This is a genomic window from Gottfriedia acidiceleris (assembly GCF_023115465.1).
In the GTDB taxonomy this organism is placed as follows: domain Bacteria; phylum Bacillota; class Bacilli; order Bacillales; family Bacillaceae_G; genus Gottfriedia; species Gottfriedia acidiceleris_B.
Genome location: NZ_CP096034.1, coordinates 4481543 through 4499579 on the forward strand (window position 1 = coordinate 4481543; position 18037 = coordinate 4499579).

Consider the following 18037-nt stretch of genomic DNA (forward strand, 5'->3'; position numbering starts at 1 on the left):
TTTTACGTCCTCTTTCCGCTCGATTTTTATAGAAAAACCTTTTAGAATGCCTATTTGCTTTTTTTGCCTATGTTTTCTTGATGCAAGCAAGTTCAAACAGTCTAAAAACCTAATTTTATACTTTCTCTACAAATTAAAAAGTGTAGGAATCACCCTACACTTTTAGTTTAAATATATTTTACGCCATAAAGAAGTCTTTCACAATGTCTAGCTTATGAAATATATCTAATGCTAAAGATGGTTTAATACCCAATACAATTGTTAAAACGGCACAAACCAATACAACGAATAGATGTGTCTTAGGAAGTACGACTTTACGCTCTTCACTACTTCTAAAGAAAATAGTTTGAAGGATGCCGAAATAGTAAAAATAAGATACTACTGTAGTTAAAAGTAGAATGCCACCTAATACAAAATATCCTTTAACTTGGACGAAAGCCCCCAAGAAAATATTTAACTTTCCTATAAACCCTGCAGTTAATGGAATACCTGCTAGCGATAAAACAAATATTGTCATGGTAATCGCTAAAAATGGATTTGTTTTAATTAGCCCTGCAAATGATGATAATGAGTCAGATCCCCTTTGTTGTTGTACATTGTAGACAATTGTTAAAATACCGATTGTCATGAATGTATAAGCTAATAAATAGAACCAGATTCCCTCAAACATGAATGGTGAAATACTTACAAATGCAACTAGAACATAACCTCCGTGTGCAATACCCGAGTATGCAAGTATACGCTTTAGACTGTTTTGTTTTAAAGCAATCGTATTACCAATAATCATCGATAACGCGGCCAATGTAGCAACAACTGGTTGCATTACTTCAAATACAGATTTTTGTTCCTTCATCAATAATGCACCCGTGAAAATTGCTAAGAAGATGCGAAGTACGATAATAAACCCGCCTGTTTTTGAAACTGTTGCTAAGAATGCTGTTACAGGAGTTGGAGCACCTTCATATACATCTGGCGCCCACATATGGAACGGAACAGACGCTAGTTTAAATGATAATCCAACAAACACTAGCACAAATGCTAGGATCATTAGAAATTCATTACTGCTTGGAATTCCTTGTTGAAGTGCCACATTCATTTCAGTAATGTTTGTTGTACCTGTTAAGCCATAAGTATAGCTTAGTCCGAATAATGTAATTGCAGTTGAAATACCACCGTTAATTACATACTTAAGTGCTGCCTCAGAAGAGCCTTCTCTTCTCTTTTGAATGCCAACTAGAATATAAGATGAAATCGAAAGTAACTCTAATCCAACAAATAATGTGATTAAATCACTACTTGAAGCCATATACATTGCTCCAATTAACGCTGTAATAAACAATGTGTAGTATTCTGAGCGCTCTGTAATTGATTTATCTCCAAGAGCAAGTAATAAAACTAAGATTGCTCCGATTAATAAAATAGTTTTAAAGAGAAGCCCAAATGAATCAAGTTTAAACGACCCCGCTAGTAGACTTATTGGTTTATGTGAATAAAGTGTGATTAACCATACTAGTGATCCAACAACGCTTAGTAAACCAACCCATCCGACTATTTTACGACTCGCATTTTTAGGTAGTAAGAGTTCAAGAGTTAATAGAAGAAGCGCAGCAGCGACTAGAATAATCTCAGGACCCATTGTTCCCCATTGAAATTCAGATAATGCTTTCCAAGTCATCTTCTATACACCTCTAATCCCTTGAATGATAAAATCCACTGATGACACAATCATATCATTTACGAAAGCTGGGTATACACCAAGCAGGACAATCGCAAATACTAAAATAACTGAAGCGATTGCTTCGCGTTTTGACAAATCAGTGAATGATGAAATAAATTCACTAGTTTTACCGAAGCTTAATTGTAAAATTGCTCTTAAAATATAAGCTGCAGTTAAGATGATTCCTAACGTCCCTACTGTTGCAATTGCTTTATGAGATTGGAAAAGGCCAACAAATGATAGCCATTCTCCTACGAACCCTGATAGACCTGGTAAACCTAACGATGCCATACCGCCAAAAAGTAATAAGCCAGCAAGTCTTGGAGCTGATTTTGAAAGACCAGAAATACGGTCAAAACTAGTAGTATCACCTCGATTTTCTAACATGCCAACTATTAAAAATAGAAGTGCTGCAATTAAACCGTGAGATACTGATTGTAAAATTGCTCCTTGGATTCCAGCGCTATTCATTGCTGCTAATCCAATAATAACAATCCCCATATGTGAGAAACTTGAATATGCCAATACAGAACGTAATTCCTTTTGGATTAAAGCAATATAAGCTCCGTAAAGTAAATTAATTACACCAATTATCGCAAGAGCAACCGACATTTTTTCAAATTGCTCTGGGAAAACACCTAAAGCAAAACGAATTAAACCGTAAGTTCCAATTTTTAACAGGATACCAGCGTGAATGATTACTACAGCAGGGTTTGCTTGAGTATGAACATTCACCATCCATCGGTGGAACGGGAATAATGGTAGTTTGATTGCAAATGCAATTAATAAACAAATTAATAGAACCATTTTTAAATGCTCTGAAATTGGACTAACAGTTTGTTGTCCTGCTGGAATGATGTTTGCTAAAACTTCATAATTTGTTGTGCCTGTGCGAGCAAATAGGACAGCAATAACAAATAATAAGAATGCAGATCCTAATCCGTTATAAATTAAGAACTGGTATCCAGCACGTTCACTATCAAATCGGCCCCATTTACCAATTAAGAAGAACATTGGAACTAACGTTAATTCAAAGAATAAGAAGAATAATACTAAGTTCTGAGCTGCAAATACACCAAACATTCCTACTTGTAAAATAAATAGTAGTTGATAAAAGCCTTTTGAACCTTTATTAATAGAGAAACCTGCTATTACAGCGATTAATGAGATAATACCAGTAAGTAAAATCATCACTAATGATAGACCGTCTACTCCAAGCTCAAACTTAACTTGAAACAATCTAGTTGATCCAGCGAAAAACTTTCCAAATGAAAACCAATCATATGAAATATTCCAATCTTTTAAACTAGAATGGTTTTGACCTGCTATATAAGCTAGTATAGTAACTGCAAATGATAAAACCGAAGTCAATAATGCCCAAAGCTTATAAGAATTCTTTGGAGCAAAAGAAACTAGTAATAATCCCAATAAAGGTGAGAAAACAACCCATAATAAGAAATGAGACATCATAAGTTGTACCCCCCTGTCACAACGATTGCTAATAAGATTAGTGCAAGACCAAGTATTGTGATAAATCCATAAGTTTGAACTTGACCACTTTGCAGCCTTGAACCAATTCCACCGACACTACTTACAATTCCTTTTACTAGAACTGCAAGCCCTTCAATTACAAAACGCTCAATTGCAAACATTACATGTCCGATTGCAAACATACCTTTTACGATTGAACTGTTATATAATTCATCAATATAGTATTTATTAAGAAGAATCTCATAGAATAATCCATTTTCTTCTTGTTTAGTTTGCTTCAATTTTCTTCCATACATATTGTAAGCAAGCGTAATACCAGCTAAAGAAACAAGCGTTGCTACGATCATAATCCAATATGGCTCATGATTATGCTCAGCAATTGTAAATGGAGCTCCATCTAATAAAAACTCATTTAAGTGACGACCAAAGAATGGTGTATTAATATAACCTGCAAATATAGCAAGGATCCCTAATAAAGACATTGGTAGAACCATTGACATTGGTGACTCATGAGCACCTTTTGTCTTCTCTTCTCCAGTGAAAACTAAGAAATATAAACGGAACATATAGAAGGAAGTAAAGAATGCTGCAATTAAAGCTACTACGAATAAAGCGTAGTTTCCCTTTTCCCAAGTTGCAGCTAAAATCTCATCCTTACTAAAGAAACCAGATAGTAATGGTACACCTGTTATAGCTAATGTACCGATTAAGAATAGTGTAGATGTCCATTTCATTTTCTGACGTAATCCACCCATTTTAAAGATATCTTGAGTGTGCACGGCATGAATAACACTACCTGCTGCTAAGAATAACAATGCTTTAAAAAACGCATGAGTTGTTAAGTGAAAAATACTTGCTGTATAACCACCTACACCTAATGCAAGCATCATATAACCCAATTGACTGACTGTAGAGTATGCTAGTACTCGCTTAATATCTCTTTGCACAAGTCCAATACTCGCTGCAAAGATTGCTGTAAATCCTCCGACAATCGCAACTACCGTTAAAGCAGTTCCACTAGCAATAAAGATAGGATAAGTCGTTGCTACTAAGTAAACACCGGCAGCTACCATTGTTGCTGCGTGAATTAATGCAGAAACAGGTGTTGGACCTTCCATCGCATCAGGAAGCCATGTATGAAGTGGGAACTGACCTGATTTACCCATTGCTCCTACGAAAATTAGAATCGCAATAAGTGTTAACGTACCAGTACTCACTTGTCCACCTTGGATTACATTGAAAATTTGATCGAAATCAAAGCTCTTTGTTTTCCAAAATAATAGTACCATCCCGATAAATAAACCAACGTCCCCTATTCTCGTCATAATGAACGCTTTTTTAGCCGCGGCTTTTGCTTCCTCTTTATAAAAGTAGAAACCAACAAGTAAAAATGAACCTAAACCTACTAACTCCCAGAATACATAAAGTTGTAGAATGCTAGGTGAAATGACAAGTGCTAACATCGCAAATGTAAATAACCCTAAGTATGCGAAAAACACTGTAATTCTGTCATCCTCTTCCATATATGCTGTTGAATAAATATGTACTAATGTACTAACAAACGTAACGATTACTAACATTAACGAATTTAGTGCATTTACTACATATCCAACGTGAATATCGATATTCCCAATTGTTAACCAAGTGTATAGTTTCTGCACTGTATCCCCTTGTAGACGGTCAAATAAGACGAACAAGGAGATGATGAATGAGATTCCTGTTAAAGTTGCTCCTAAAATCCCACTACCTTTCTTTCCTTTTGTACCAGCTAATAGTAGGATTAGAAAGGAAATTAGCGGAAGTACCGGAACAAGCCAAGCATACTGCATCATCAAATTCCACCTCCTATTTATCTTTTCAATGAATCAGCTTCATCGATATTAACTGTCTGACGATGACGATACCATGCGATTAAAATTGCCACGCCCACTGCAGCCTCAGCAGCTGCAACTGAAATCGTAAATAATGAAAAAATTTGTCCTGTTAACGAAGGTGCTACACCAAGCTTACTAAATGCCACTAAATTAATATTTGCAGCATTTAACATTAACTCAATACAAATTAACACAATTACTGTGTTTCGTTTTGTTAATGCACCATATAATCCGATACAAAATAAAATTAGCGCTAAAAGAAGATAAGCATTAATTGGAACTGAACTCATTCCTTCGTACCCTCCTCTTTTGAATCATCTGATTTTGCTAAAATGATCGCACCTACTAAAGCAATAAGCAATAATACAGACATTACTTCAAATGGCACGATATGATTTGTAAATAGTTGTAATCCAATATTTTTCGTATTATTTGTTGCTAAATCAACATCTGATGCATCGATTGAAAGTCCGTTTACTCCTAAAAACATAACGACTCCAAATGCAACAACACCGATTAACGCAGCAATATTTCTCCAATTTCTTTTTGGCTTTTCACTTTCAATATCATGTTTCGTTAACATAATTCCAAAAATCATTAAGATTGTTACTGCACCTGAGTAAATAAGAATTTGAACAACAGCTACGAATTCGGCTGATAGAAGGACATAAATCCCTGCAATACTTATGAATGTTAAAACAAGTGAAAGCATCATATGCATAACTTTCGTTGAGTTTAACATCATAACGCCACCTAAAATGGCTGATAAAGAAAGAAGAAAGAAAGCAACTACGAAACCACTCATGCTTTATTCTCCTTTCGAATGTTTTGATCGTTTTCATCAAGCCATTGAAGGTCTTTAAACAATTCATCACGTGAATATTCAGCAAGTTCAAAGTTATTTGTCATAATAATCGCTTCTGTAGGACAAACTTCTGTACATAAATCACATAGAATACAAATTTCGAAATTTATATCGTATGTGTCGATAATTTTTCCTTTTTTCGTAGGATCAGGATGTTTTTTTCCAGTTAATGTAATACAGTCTGTTGGACAGATTGCTGAACATTGATTACAAACAATACATTTTTCTGGATAAAACTTTTGAATACCACGAAAACGATCTGGTAACGGAATCGGCTGATTTGGATAATCATACGTCACTTTCTCGCGCGTTAAATTTTGAAGAGTATATTTTAATCCTTTTACTAACCCAATCATGACTCACACCCCTTTAGATTGGTCTATTTGTTTAGAAGAACAAGCTTTTTACTAATGCAGTTATTAAAATATTAGCTAATGAAACTGGTAATAATACCTTCCATCCGAACTCCATTAATTGGTCAGCACGTAAACGTGGGAACGTTACACGGAACCAAATTAATAAATATAAAATTACACTAAATTTTAATGAGAACCATACAGCTCCGGGAATAAAATCTAGACCCGCAATTGGCTTCCACCCGCCTAAAAATAGAATCGTAATTAACGAACACATTGCAAAAAAGTAAACATACTCAGAAAGCATAAAAAATGCCCAACGGAATCCTGAAAACTCTGTATGATAACCTGCTACAAGTTCTGACTCAGCCTCTGGTAAGTCAAAAGGTGTACGGTTTAATTCAGCTACAGCTGCAATTAAGAAAACGATAAAAGCAATCGGCTGAGTTACAATGAACCATACATTCTCCTGTGCATTAACAATATCATTTAAATTTAAGCTTCCAGTTAATAAAATAACACCTAATACGCTCATTACTAACGGAATTTCATATGAAATCATTTGTGCTGCTGCACGCATACCACCAATAAGTGAGTACTTATTATTTGAAGCCCAACCCGCTGTGACAACCCCAACTGTTGTTAATCCTGAAACAGCAATATAGTAAAGCAATCCAACACCTATATCAGCAAACTGTAAGTTCTCCGTGAAAGGTAGAGTTGCTAATACCATAAACGCTGGTGCAAATGCGATGATCGGTGCAAGTATAAATAATGGTTTATCTGCCGCTTTCGGAATTGTATCTTCTTTTAAAAGTAGTTTTAATACGTCAGCAACAGTTTGAAGTAAACCATAGCGTCCACCAACTTGGTTAGGTCCAATACGCCCTTGCATGAAACCCATTACTTTACGTTCTGATAGGATTCCAAATGTTACAAAACCTAAAACTACAAATAGAAAAATAACGCCTAAGCCTAAATAGATGAGAAAATTTATCCAAGACGGTGTACTTTGTAGAAGATTTTCGATCATTATCCATCTACCTCCCCAAGCACAATATCAATACCACCTAAAATAGTAATTAAGTTTGCGATGTTTTCACCTTTTAATAACTTTGGAAGAATTTGCAGGTTATAAAAAGATGGTCGTCTAAACTTCAAACGATACGGCTCTTTTTTGCCATCACTTGCAATATAGCAACCGATTTCTCCACGCGGTGACTCAATTCTTACGTATCCTTCACCTTTAGGAGCTTTGATGATTTTAGGAACTTTTGCTAAAATATCACCTTCAGCAGGGAATTGTTCAACAGCTTGTTCTAAAATCTTTAATGATTCTTCAATTTCTAGCATTCTACACATATATCGATCCCATGCATCGCCAACTGTTCCCACTGGGACATCGAAATCAAAACGATCGTATATAGAATATGGAGCATCTTTTCGTAGATCATATTTAACACCAGTACAACGAAGATTTGCACCACTTAATGAAAAATTAATTGCATCTTCTTGTGAATATGCACCAATACCTTTTACACGATTAATAAAGATTTCATTACCTGAAACTAAATCGTGATATCCTTTTAATTGCTCTCTCATATAAGGAATAAACTCTTTTACTTTTTCAATCCAACCTTCAGGAGCATCCCACTTTACCCCACCAACACGCATGTAGTTAAAAGTCAATCTCGCTCCACAAAGTTCGTTTAATAGATTGATAATCATTTCACGCTCGCGGAAAGCATAAAGGAACGGACTCACTGCCCCAATATCTAGAAGGTTTGTACCCCACCAAACTAAATGACTAGCAATACGCCCTAATTCCATTGAAATAACGCGTAAATACTCTGCGCGATCTGGAACTTTAATATCCATCATTGTTTCAACAGCATGGCAGATAACATAGTTATTTGTCATTGCTGATAGATAATCCATACGGTCTGTATATGGAATAATCTGTGTATATTGAAGATTTTCAGCGATTTTCTCTGTACCACGGTGTAGATAACCGATGACAGGTGTCGCCTCCTTAATGATCTCTCCATCAATCTTTAACACAAGACGAAATACACCGTGTGTACTTGGATGCTGAGGTCCGACATTTAATAGCATTTCTTCCGTACGAATCATGGCTTATCCTACACCCCCTCGTCAAATTGAACGTAATCTTTTCTTAGTGGATAGCCAACCCAATTATCTGGCAGTAAGATCCGCTCCAATTTTGGATGACCTTCAAACTGAATACCAAGTAAGTCGTAAGTCTCACGCTCTGGCCAGTTTGCACCTTCCCATATTGGAGTAATACTATCAACAATAGGTTGTTGACGGTCTGCTCTTACTTTTAAAGCGATTCCATGGTTACGTTTATATGAATATATGTAAGAGTAAACTTCCATGTACTCAACAAAATCAGTTCCATGTAATCCAGATAAATAAGTAAATTGTAGCTGTTCATTATTCTTTAAGAACTGCGCTACTTTAAAATAAGCATCCCTTTTAATTGTAAAAGTTGGATCATGTTTAGAAAGCGTATTTATAGTTGCTTCCTCAATAACATCCGCTCCAAACTCTTTTTCAATTAATGACTTTACTTCATCTAACAATGGTTGATTGTGAGAAGGCTTCACTTCTTCAACTGCAGCCTCTTTACCAGCATCTGTTTTACCTTTCGCTTTTGCCGCTGCTGCTGCTTTTGCCTTCGCAACTGCAATTGCCTTCGCTTTTGCTTTTGCCGCTTCATCGTCTGAACCAGCAGTTGCTGTGCCTTCTCCACCCGCTGCTTTTTGTTTTGCCAATGCCGCTGCCTTTGCTTTTGCTGCTGCTACTGCTTTTGCCTTCGCCGCTGCAATTGCTTTCGCTTTTTCATCTTCTGCACCATCTGCTGAAGCTTCTCCACCTTCTGCTGCTTTTTGCTTCGCTAACGCCGCTGCCTTTGCTTTTGCTGCCGCTACTGCTTTTGCCTTCGCCTCTGCTAAGGCCTTCGCCTTATCATCTTCAGTAGTCGCCTCTTGCTCTTCTGCATGAGCCTGTTCGCCTGATTCCGCTGCTTTTTGTTTTGCAATTACTGCTGCCTTTGCTTTTGCTGCCGCTACTGCTTTTGCCTTCGCTGCTGCTAAAGCCTTTGCCTTATCATCATCAGAAGTTGTCTCTGGCTCTTCTGCTTGAGCCTGTTCACTTGCTTCTGCTGCTTTCTGTTTTGCGATTGCTGCCGCCTTTGCCTTCGCCGCTGCTACTGCTTTTGCTTTCGCTAGTGCAAGTGCTTTCGCTTTTTCATCTTCTGAAGCTGGTTCCTCTTGTTTATCATCATTTTCAACAGTAGGCTCCTCAACTACAGGAACTTCTTCTTTTTGGACTTCAGTATTTTTTGCAACTTCCTTTTCTGCCTTCAACTGTTCCATTTTACGTCGAGCCGCTTCTTTAGCCCTCTCAGCTGCTTCTTTCTTTAACTGTTCTTTTGACTTATCTTCACTCACTTATTCGTCACCTGCTTTCCAGTTTTAGCTTCGTAACGAATCTTTTCTTTCAATTTGTTAATACCATAAATTAATGCTGCTGGATTCGGAGGGCATCCAGGGATATACACATCTACTGGAACAATCTGGTCCACTCCTTTAACAACTGCATACGAGTTAACATATGGACCACCAGCAGTCGCACATGAGCCCATCGCAATTACCCATTTTGGTTCTGGCATTTGATCGTAAAGGCGTTTAACAATTGGCGCCATCTTTTTCGTTACAGTTCCTGAAACAATCATACAGTCAGATTGACGAGGAGAAGTACGGAAAAATGATCCAAATCGGTCTAAGTCATAATGAGATGAACCTACACCCATCATTTCGATTGCACAACAAGCTAACCCGAATGTTAATGGCCATAACGAGTTACTTCTTGCCCATGCCTTCACTTCTTCCAGAGTCGTAAAAAAAATATTCTTTTGGAGTTCTTCCATTTCAGCAACAGAAATTCCATCTAACTTCATAACCATTTCAACACCTTCTTCTTCCAAGCATAAATAAGTCCAAGCAGTAGCATAAGAATAAAAATAATCATCTCTACAAAAGCAAAAAGCCCTAATTGATCATATGCAACAGCCCACGGATATAAGAAAACAGTTTCAACATCAAAAATAACGAATAATAGCGCAAAAATGTAATATCCAGCGTGGAAACGAACCTTCGCATCATGAAATGGTTCAATACCACTTTCATAGGTCGTTGCTTTTGCTTCAGTTGGTACATTCGGTCTTAAAATTTTACCTATTACTGAGAGTGCGACAACTGGAAGCGCAATTCCTATAACTAGAAACACAACTACGATCACATAATTATTTAAATAAGCATTCACGAAACTTGTCCCTCCTCTAACTAAAGAGCTCTACATTATATACTTATTATAAATATAATGTATTTTTCATTAATTTTTACTATTCAGTTTTGTAATCGTATTCATTATAACAAATGTGACAAAAACGTGTCGATATTTATTGCCATTAATCAAAAAATTGAATAATATAGTTGGAAAATAAATTCTAATATTCTTACATTATCATATATCTATGTCGTTCTAATAAATTTCTAATATTTCAATTGTCATTACCAGTTATTAAAATTGTATATCAGTATAAGAGTTATCCACAAATCCACAGAAAGTTATTCACAATTCCCACAAATTAAAAAATAGTGATAATTGTCGAAAAAAAACCAGTTCAACACATGAACTGGCCTTATTTTAAGATGCAATCGTTTTTGAAGACTGCTTATTTTGATTTTTAGTTTTAGACTGTGCAAACTTTCTACTTTTTGTACTTCCCATAAAGAATGAAAGTACTAATGCAATACCAGACAGTGCAGTTGCAAAGATAAATGCATCATTGATTCCATTTATAGATGCTAATTTAGACGCCTGACTATAAAGCGTAGTAACTGCTAAAGCTCCACCTTGAGAAGGGGTTACTCCAGCTGCACCAGCTAACTGTGCGCCTGTTTGGTGAACCCAATCCATAATGAACGGATTCGTTGACGTTACTTCATTTGAGAAGTCTGCCATGTGATTAGTCGTTTGAGTCGTCATAATTGTAACAAGGACTGCTGTACCTACCGAACCTGCAACTTGTCTTAGTGTATTTTGAGTTGCAGTACCATGCGAAATCATCTTAAGTGGTAATTTATTTAACCCAGCAGTCATAATTGGCATCATAATAAATGACATACCGAATGAACGTAAAGTATAGAAAAACATAATTTTTAAATATGGTGTATCAATAGACAATTTAGTGAACTCATACGTTGTAAATGTCATAATAAGTAAACCAAAAATCGCTAAAGGACGGATACCATATTTATCGAACAATTTACCCGTAATTGGTCCGAGCGCACCCATTATTAAAGAACCAGGAAGTAATAATAATCCTGCTTTAATTGGTGTAAACCCACGAATGTTTTGTAAATAAAGAGGTAGTAAAATCATCCCACCGTATAAAGCAGTCGTAACGATTAAGTTAATTAATAATGTGTAAGTAAATGAAAAAGATTTAAATACTTTTAAATTTATTAATGGTTGTTTAGCAGTTAATTCTCTCCACACAAATAAACCTAAGCTGATACATGCAATTACTAAAGAAAGAACTACTTCAGTGCTACCCCAACCTTTATTACCAGCTTCACTGAATCCATATAATAAACTTCCGAATCCAAGTGACGAGCTTATTACTCCCCAAATATCCAAAGTTGGAAATGAACGTTTACGTGAAATATGAAACCAAGCATTAGACAAAATAATTGAAATGACACCTAACACAGCCATTCCATAAAATAAGAAATGCCATGAATAATCTTGTACTACATACCCAGTTATTGTTGGACCAATAGCTGGTGCCAGGATCATTGCAATCCCCATTAATCCCATTGCTGCCCCACGCTTTTCAGGCGGGAAGATCGTCATAAAGATATTCATACCAAGCGGCATTAAAATACCAGCCCCGACAGCTTGAACTACGCGACCTGCCATCATAACTGGGAAGTTTCCTGATAAAGCACAAATGATTGAACCGATTGTAAAGGCAATCATCGAAAAGATAAATAATTTTCGATAGGTAAATGTATCAACTAAGTAAGCACTGACCGGAATTAAAATACCATTCACTAGCATAAAACCAGTAGATAACCATTGTGCAGTTGAAGTAGTTACATTAAAATCTGCCATTAACTTCGGTAAAGCAACATTTATTAATGTCTGATTTAAAATAGACACGAACATCCCTAGTAATAGTACTGTCAAAACTTTTCCCATGCTAAAGCTCTGTTTTTCACTTGACTCTGATGGAATTGATTTCTTTTGAATTTCTTCAGTTGTTTCTATTTTATTTGGTTCTTCCGATTGGACCATTTCTTCTCTTTTATTTTTTTTTAGGTCATTTTCTTTATTTTTTAATACGATACGATTAATAACAAAGAAAACAATTAAGCAAAACCCTCCATATGCAATAATCATTCCTGTAGACATTGAAATTCCTCCTTACTTATGGATACGAACAGAAACATTCATTCCTGGAACAATTTCAAATGACTTATTATGATCTAAAGCAATTCTTACAGGTACAACCTGCTCAACTTTCGTATAGTTTGCATTAGAGTTTCCAGAAGGTAATAAACTAAATGTATTTGCAGTTGTTAATCCAACAAATTCCACAGTACCTGTTAAAGTAGTATCTGGATATGCGTCAACATACACATCAACCTCTTGACCTTTTTTCACATCTTCTACTTCAGTTTCTTTAATATTCGCAGTAACCCAAAGATTATCTAAGTTATATGCATAACCAAGAGTTGAACCTGTTCCAACTAATTGATCTTTAATCGCATTTGCTTGAACAATCGTAGCATTTGTTGGTACTGAAACTGATACTTCATGTGCAGTATCTCCAGCTGTTTGAGGCGCAGTTAAAACTTTCCCGATTGATTCATTTGGTGAAAATGTCTTTCCGAATGTACCTGACCATGACTCAAGCTTACCAGCAGCAGGAGATGAAATAACAATTTGTTGCCCATCTATTTTTGCATTATCCGTTTTTATATAATTTGTTGTTTGATCATAATAGTAATAACCAGCAAATCCACCAGCAACTAATATGATTAAAGTAATTATGTTAACAAACACCATTTTCTTCATGTTCCCCATAAATAAAATTCCTCCTTAATTTTTAATCGTTTCTCTATATAGGTAACAAAAGTAAAGCAACACATTGTCGTTTTACTTCTCATAGTTTTTAATTATAATTGATTTATAAACGTACTCAACCGTTAATAATTAAAAATTTGTTGTTTAAGCAACACTACTGTTATTAACTGTTTAATTTCTTAAAGTTATTTAATAAAGGAGTTTTAAAATGAGCATAAAAAATAATCTCGACCCTCGTGTCATTCGAACTAGACAACTTTTACAAGATGCATTAATTACGCTACTATCAGATAAAGAATTCGAAGCGATCAGTGTACAAGATATAACTAAAAAAGCAAATGTTAACAGAGCAACCTTTTATAGCCATTACGAAGACAAATACCAAATGGTCCGCCAAATCGTTAGAGAAAAACTAGTTGATTTGGATAGCGCCATGAAAAATGTAGATTTTAGTAAATATGACGGAAACACAAACTCACTCGATGAAATGGCCTTAAAATCCTATTTCCATCTATTCGAACATATCGAAAAAAACAGTTACTTCTACAAGGTCCTCCTAAAAAGACAAGGACCAAATATATTTAGAAGAAGACTTTACGAAGTATTATCAACAACGTTCGAAAAAGGCATTGCATTCATACAACCAAAAAAGAGTAAATACCTTGTTCCAGGTGACCTACTAGTAAGTTATTTATCAGGTGCAACTCTCAGCGTAATTTCATTTTGGGTTGAAAATGACATGCCATACACAAAAAAACACATGGCAGAATACCTTTTAAAAATCTCAAGAAATGGTGTTTTAACAACAGCGGGATTGGAATTAAACTAAAAAGAGGATTGCTGTGACAGCTCGTATAAATAGTGTATTTTGTCTTTTTTTGTTCCTGATGATGGTAGGTTTAGTTTGGGTAGGAGTCTAGAAGCGTTGTACATAGAGGGTATATGGAGAAAATCTCTAACTTGTTTATTGTTTATCGAGTTTCCAATTAACAAAAAGTAATCAACTAAAGCATTATTATGTGCTACTTTTGAAACATAAAAGCATTACTTGCAAATCCAGTTCCCTTTATCTCGAACCATTGAAAACTGATGACAATTAATGCAAATTACACCAGTTAGTAGTTCATTTTTACCAATATTGTACTTATCTAATATATTTCGATCTAAAAGCTGATGTTGCTTTATTAACAGTTTAGCTAATCTCCTTATTTCTTTTTGCGTATAAAAAGATGTGCCTTTTTTATTTGCATTTTCTCGTATATTTAATTGCAGTTTTCTAAATTTTAATTGTAGTTTTACAAAATTTAATTACAGTAGCCAGAATTTATTTGCACTTTCATTAATTTAATTAGCCGTTTTACAATTTTTAATTGAAGTTTCTTCGATTTTATTTGCACCTACAGTTTATTTGCTACTATTTAAATTTATTTGCACGCTCAATCTGTTTAATTGCACCTTCTTAACTTTTTATTCCACCTACCTAGACTTTAGACTTTAATTGTCATAACTTGTCTATTCATCACTCATATAATTTTATTTGCATATTCAATCTGTTTTTTTGCACCTGCATAATACATAATTACAGTAACTTCTATTTTTTATTGCATCTACTCTAAAGTTAATTGCACCCATCAGTTTACTAATCGCCCACCAAACAAAAAAAGAGCCCCAAAAAAGGGCTCTTTTTTTAATTACTTAAATTGTGCTACGTTTAAACGGTTCATTGCTTTGTGTAAAGCAAGTTCAGCACGTTTGATATCTGTGTCAGGTCGTCTTTCTTGTAGACGTTTTTCTGCACGTTTTTTTGCTTCTACTGCACGCTCAACATCGATTTCAGTTGATGCTTCAGCAGATTGAGCCAATATTGTAACGGCTTCAGGTCGAATTTCAATGAATCCTCCACTAACTGCAACGTAATCTGTTCCAGCTGGTGATTTAATTTTAACAGGTGCTGTTGCTAACGGTGCCACAGTTGAAATGTGTCCTGGTAAAATACCTAGCTCACCACTAGTTGCTTTCGTGCTAACGAATTCTGTTTCGCCTTCATAAGCCGGTCCATTAGGAGTGACGATACTGACTTTCATTGTCTTCATAGTGAACTCCTCCTGTCTAGCTTCGTGAGCTAATCAAGTTCATTCAAATAGAATGATGAACAAGCCTTTCGATTAGACAATTATTATACTAATGTTTTTGCTTTTTCTACTACTTCTTCAATGCGTCCAACTAAACGGAATGCATCTTCAGGAAGAGTATCATATTTACCTTCTAAGATCTCTTTGAATCCACTAACAGTTTCTTTAACTGGTACGTAAGAACCTTTTTGTCCTGTGAATTGCTCCGCAACGTGGAAGTTTTGAGATAAGAAGAATTGAATACGACGAGCACGAGCTACGACTAATTTATCTTCTTCTGATAACTCATCCATACCTAAGATTGCGATGATATCTTGAAGTTCTCTATAACGTTGTAAAGTTGATTGTACTTGACGAGCTACTTCATAGTGCTCTTCACCAACGATTTCAGGATTTAATGCACGAGATGTAGACGCTAATGGATCTACCGCTGGGTAAATACCCATCTCAGATAAACGACGCTCTAAGTTTGTTGTTGCATCTAAGTGAGCGAACGCTGTAGCTGGTGCTGGATCCGTATAGTCATCGGCAGGAACGTAAATCGCTTGAATCGAAGTTACAGAACCTTTGTTTGTTGAAGTGATACGCTCTTGTAATTGACCCATTTCAGTAGCAAGAGTTGGTTGGTAACCTACCGCAGAAGGCATACGACCTAATAGGGCAGAAACCTCAGAACCTGCTTGAGTGAAACGGAAGATGTTATCGATAAAGAATAACACGTCTTGTCCTTGCTCATCACGGAAATATTCAGCCATTGTTAAACCAGTTAAGGCAACACGTTGACGTGCACCAGGTGGTTCGTTCATTTGTCCGAATACCATCGCTGTTTTCTTGATAACGCCAGAGTCGCTCATTTCGTGGTATAAGTCGTTACCTTCACGAGTACGCTCACCTACACCAGCGAATACTGAGATACCGCCGTGTTCTTGTGCGATGTTGTTAATTAATTCTTGAATTAGTACAGTTTTACCTACACCCGCACCACCGAATAGACCGATTTTACCACCTTTGATGTAAGGAGCTAATAAGTCTACTACTTTGATACCAGTTTCAAGGATTTCTACTTTTGTAGTTAATTCTTCAAATTTAGGTGCTTGACGGTGAATTGGGTCACGACGTACGTCTTCTCCAAGTTCTTCGTCTAAGTCAATGTTGTCACCTAATACATTGAATACGCGTCCTAATGTAGCGTCACCAACTGGAACCGAAATTGGTTTACCTGTGTTAACTGCTTCCATTCCGCGTACTAATCCATCAGTTGAAGCCATTGCAACTGTACGAACAGTATCGTCACCTAAGTGAAGAGCAACTTCTAATGTTAAATCAATGTTTACTTCGTTTGCGTCGCCCGCTTCTTTACGAACACGTAACGCATTATATATTTGTGGTAATTGGCCGTTTTCGAACTTTACGTCTACAACCGGACCTAATACCTGAGTAATAATACCATTGCTCATCGCTTTTCCTCCTAGCATTGTTTCATTAAAAGCCGATCAATTTATATAGCCGTTGTAAGCAGATTAGCCAAGTGCTGCTGCTCCACCGACGATTTCAGTAATTTCTTGTGTAATTGCTGCTTGACGCGCACGGTTATAGTGAAGAGTAAGCTTACTAATAACTTCTTTTGCATTATCAGTTGCACTTTTCATCGCTGTCATACGTGAAGCGTGTTCACTAGCTTTACTGTCTAATAATGCACCAAAGATTAAGCTTTCTGCATATTGAGGCAGTAAAACTTCTAAGATTTCATCATCAGATGGTTCAAATTCGTAATTAGTTGTTGCCTTACCTGTGTCAATATCTGTTAAAGGTAATAGCTTTTTCTCAGTAACTTCTTGAGAAATCTTACTTACGAAATGATTATATGATAAGTAAAGCTCATCAAAAATGCCGTCTGTATACATTTGAACTGTACGATTAGCAAATTTTTGAATATCATCGAATGAAGGTTGATCTGGAATTCCAAGAACCTCTTCAACGATTGGATAACCTAAACGCTTAAAGTAGTCACGTCCAACTCGACCTAGTACAATAATTGCAAATTCATCATTCGATTTATGACGCTCTTTAATTGTATTAGTTACCGCACGTAATACGTTACTATTAAATGCACCCGCTAAACCACGGTCAGAAGTGATGACAATGTAACCAGTCTTTTTAACTGGACGAGTTACTAGCATCGGATGTCTACTGTTTACACCTTTTGCCACGCTACCAACTACCTCTTGCATTTTTTCCATGTAAGGAACGAATTGCTTAGAGTTTTGCTCAGCACGGTTTAATTTCGCAGCAGAAACCATCTCCATTGCTTTTGTGATTTGGCTTGTCTTTTTTGTTGAATTAATTTTTGTTTTTATATCGCGTAATGATGCCACAGGTTTTCACCACCTTTTGGTAAACAGTTAAATGAAGGACGAGCT

The 18037-nt window shown here is 36.0% G+C and carries 17 protein-coding genes; 1 reads left to right on the forward strand and 16 read right to left on the reverse strand.

The window, feature by feature from the left end; all coding sequences use genetic code 11:
- Positions 1-178: 178 nt before the first annotated feature.
- The 13 genes from nuoN to MY490_RS21165 form a co-directional block, all read right to left on the reverse strand.
- Complete coding sequence (gene nuoN, locus MY490_RS21105) at positions 179-1675, reverse strand: NADH-quinone oxidoreductase subunit NuoN (protein WP_248267405.1); 1497 nt, start codon at positions 1673-1675, stop codon at positions 179-181.
- Positions 1676-1678: 3 nt separating this feature from the next.
- A complete protein-coding gene (locus tag MY490_RS21110) occupies positions 1679-3187 on the reverse strand; it encodes a complex I subunit 4 family protein (RefSeq protein WP_248267406.1) in 1509 nt (502 codons plus the stop codon).
- The gene (nuoL, locus tag MY490_RS21115) at positions 3184-5040 is read right to left on the reverse strand and encodes an NADH-quinone oxidoreductase subunit L (RefSeq protein WP_248267407.1); all 1857 of its coding nucleotides are present in this window, start codon (positions 5038-5040) and stop codon (positions 3184-3186) included. The genes MY490_RS21110 and nuoL overlap by 4 nt, the downstream gene beginning before the upstream one ends.
- 17 nt (positions 5041-5057) lie before the next feature.
- A complete protein-coding gene (gene nuoK / locus MY490_RS21120) occupies positions 5058-5372 on the reverse strand; it encodes an NADH-quinone oxidoreductase subunit NuoK (protein WP_025568976.1) in 315 nt (104 codons plus the stop codon).
- Positions 5369-5887 carry an NADH-quinone oxidoreductase subunit J gene (locus MY490_RS21125; protein ID WP_248267408.1) on the reverse strand — a complete coding sequence of 173 codons (519 nt, stop codon included), beginning with the start codon at positions 5885-5887 and terminating at the stop codon, positions 5369-5371. The genes nuoK and MY490_RS21125 overlap by 4 nt, the downstream gene beginning before the upstream one ends.
- The gene (gene nuoI / locus MY490_RS21130) at positions 5884-6303 is read right to left on the reverse strand and encodes an NADH-quinone oxidoreductase subunit NuoI (RefSeq protein WP_025568978.1); all 420 of its coding nucleotides are present in this window, start codon (positions 6301-6303) and stop codon (positions 5884-5886) included. Before nuoI ends, MY490_RS21125 begins: the two co-directional genes overlap by 4 nt.
- 31 nt (positions 6304-6334) lie before the next feature.
- On the reverse strand, positions 6335-7336 hold the full coding sequence (gene nuoH, locus MY490_RS21135; RefSeq protein ID WP_097974912.1) for an NADH-quinone oxidoreductase subunit NuoH: 1002 nt from the start codon (positions 7334-7336) through the stop codon (positions 6335-6337).
- Positions 7336-8436 (reverse strand): NADH-quinone oxidoreductase subunit D, encoded by a 1101-nt coding sequence (locus MY490_RS21140; protein WP_248267409.1) that lies wholly within the window; start codon positions 8434-8436, stop codon positions 7336-7338. The genes nuoH and MY490_RS21140 overlap by 1 nt, the downstream gene beginning before the upstream one ends.
- Before the next feature lie 8 nt (positions 8437-8444).
- Positions 8445-9779 carry an NADH-quinone oxidoreductase subunit C gene (locus tag MY490_RS21145; RefSeq protein WP_248267410.1) on the reverse strand — a complete coding sequence of 445 codons (1335 nt, stop codon included), beginning with the start codon at positions 9777-9779 and terminating at the stop codon, positions 8445-8447.
- Complete coding sequence (locus MY490_RS21150; protein ID WP_056469321.1) at positions 9776-10294, reverse strand: NuoB/complex I 20 kDa subunit family protein; 519 nt, start codon at positions 10292-10294, stop codon at positions 9776-9778. The genes MY490_RS21145 and MY490_RS21150 overlap by 4 nt, the downstream gene beginning before the upstream one ends.
- Entirely contained in the window at positions 10285-10653 is a 369-nt protein-coding gene (locus tag MY490_RS21155; RefSeq protein WP_056469320.1) for an NADH-quinone oxidoreductase subunit A, read from the reverse strand. The genes MY490_RS21150 and MY490_RS21155 overlap by 10 nt, the downstream gene beginning before the upstream one ends.
- Positions 10654-11037: 384 nt before the next feature.
- Positions 11038-12810 carry a DHA2 family efflux MFS transporter permease subunit gene (locus tag MY490_RS21160; protein WP_248267411.1) on the reverse strand — a complete coding sequence of 591 codons (1773 nt, stop codon included), beginning with the start codon at positions 12808-12810 and terminating at the stop codon, positions 11038-11040.
- A gap of 12 nt (positions 12811-12822) precedes the next feature.
- A complete protein-coding gene (locus MY490_RS21165) occupies positions 12823-13467 on the reverse strand; it encodes an HlyD family secretion protein (RefSeq protein WP_432707099.1) in 645 nt (214 codons plus the stop codon).
- Between the two features lie 226 nt (positions 13468-13693).
- Between MY490_RS21165 and MY490_RS21170 the strand changes: the two genes are divergently transcribed.
- Positions 13694-14314, forward strand: coding sequence for a TetR/AcrR family transcriptional regulator (locus MY490_RS21170; RefSeq protein ID WP_248267413.1), 621 nt, complete (start codon positions 13694-13696; stop codon positions 14312-14314).
- A gap of 862 nt (positions 14315-15176) precedes the next feature.
- Here the strand turns inward: MY490_RS21170 and MY490_RS21175 are convergent.
- The 3 genes from MY490_RS21175 to MY490_RS21185 form a co-directional block, all read right to left on the reverse strand.
- A complete protein-coding gene (locus tag MY490_RS21175) occupies positions 15177-15578 on the reverse strand; it encodes a F0F1 ATP synthase subunit epsilon (protein WP_248267414.1) in 402 nt (133 codons plus the stop codon).
- A gap of 83 nt (positions 15579-15661) precedes the next feature.
- Entirely contained in the window at positions 15662-17074 is a 1413-nt protein-coding gene (gene atpD, locus MY490_RS21180; RefSeq protein ID WP_025568604.1) for a F0F1 ATP synthase subunit beta, read from the reverse strand.
- A gap of 63 nt (positions 17075-17137) precedes the next feature.
- Entirely contained in the window at positions 17138-17992 is an 855-nt protein-coding gene (locus MY490_RS21185) for a F0F1 ATP synthase subunit gamma (RefSeq protein WP_129689698.1), read from the reverse strand.
- Positions 17993-18037: the final 45 nt, after the last annotated feature.

What these genes read in the sequence shown, in the direction of transcription:
- nuoN (WP_248267405.1), bottom strand. Translation starts at nt 1,675, where the DNA reads ATGACTTGGAAAGCATTATCTGAATTTCAATGGGGAACAATGGGTCCT.
- MY490_RS21110 (WP_248267406.1), bottom strand. Translation starts at nt 3,187, where the DNA reads ATGATGTCTCATTTCTTATTATGGGTTGTTTTCTCACCTTTATTGGGA.
- nuoL (WP_248267407.1), bottom strand. Translation starts at nt 5,040, where the DNA reads ATGATGCAGTATGCTTGGCTTGTTCCGGTACTTCCGCTAATTTCCTTT.
- nuoK (WP_025568976.1), bottom strand. Translation starts at nt 5,372, where the DNA reads ATGAGTTCAGTTCCAATTAATGCTTATCTTCTTTTAGCGCTAATTTTA.
- MY490_RS21125 (WP_248267408.1), bottom strand. Translation starts at nt 5,887, where the DNA reads ATGAGTGGTTTCGTAGTTGCTTTCTTTCTTCTTTCTTTATCAGCCATT.
- nuoI (WP_025568978.1), bottom strand. Translation starts at nt 6,303, where the DNA reads ATGATTGGGTTAGTAAAAGGATTAAAATATACTCTTCAAAATTTAACG.
- nuoH (WP_097974912.1), bottom strand. Translation starts at nt 7,336, where the DNA reads ATGATCGAAAATCTTCTACAAAGTACACCGTCTTGGATAAATTTTCTC.
- MY490_RS21140 (WP_248267409.1), bottom strand. Translation starts at nt 8,436, where the DNA reads ATGATTCGTACGGAAGAAATGCTATTAAATGTCGGACCTCAGCATCCA.
- MY490_RS21150 (WP_056469321.1), bottom strand. Translation starts at nt 10,294, where the DNA reads ATGGTTATGAAGTTAGATGGAATTTCTGTTGCTGAAATGGAAGAACTC.
- MY490_RS21160 (WP_248267411.1), bottom strand. Translation starts at nt 12,810, where the DNA reads ATGTCTACAGGAATGATTATTGCATATGGAGGGTTTTGCTTAATTGTT.
- MY490_RS21165 (WP_432707099.1), bottom strand. Translation starts at nt 13,467, where the DNA reads ATGGTGTTTGTTAACATAATTACTTTAATCATATTAGTTGCTGGTGGA.
- MY490_RS21170 (WP_248267413.1), top strand. Translation starts at nt 13,694, where the DNA reads ATGAGCATAAAAAATAATCTCGACCCTCGTGTCATTCGAACTAGACAA.
- MY490_RS21175 (WP_248267414.1), bottom strand. Translation starts at nt 15,578, where the DNA reads ATGAAGACAATGAAAGTCAGTATCGTCACTCCTAATGGACCGGCTTAT.
- atpD (WP_025568604.1), bottom strand. Translation starts at nt 17,074, where the DNA reads ATGAGCAATGGTATTATTACTCAGGTATTAGGTCCGGTTGTAGACGTA.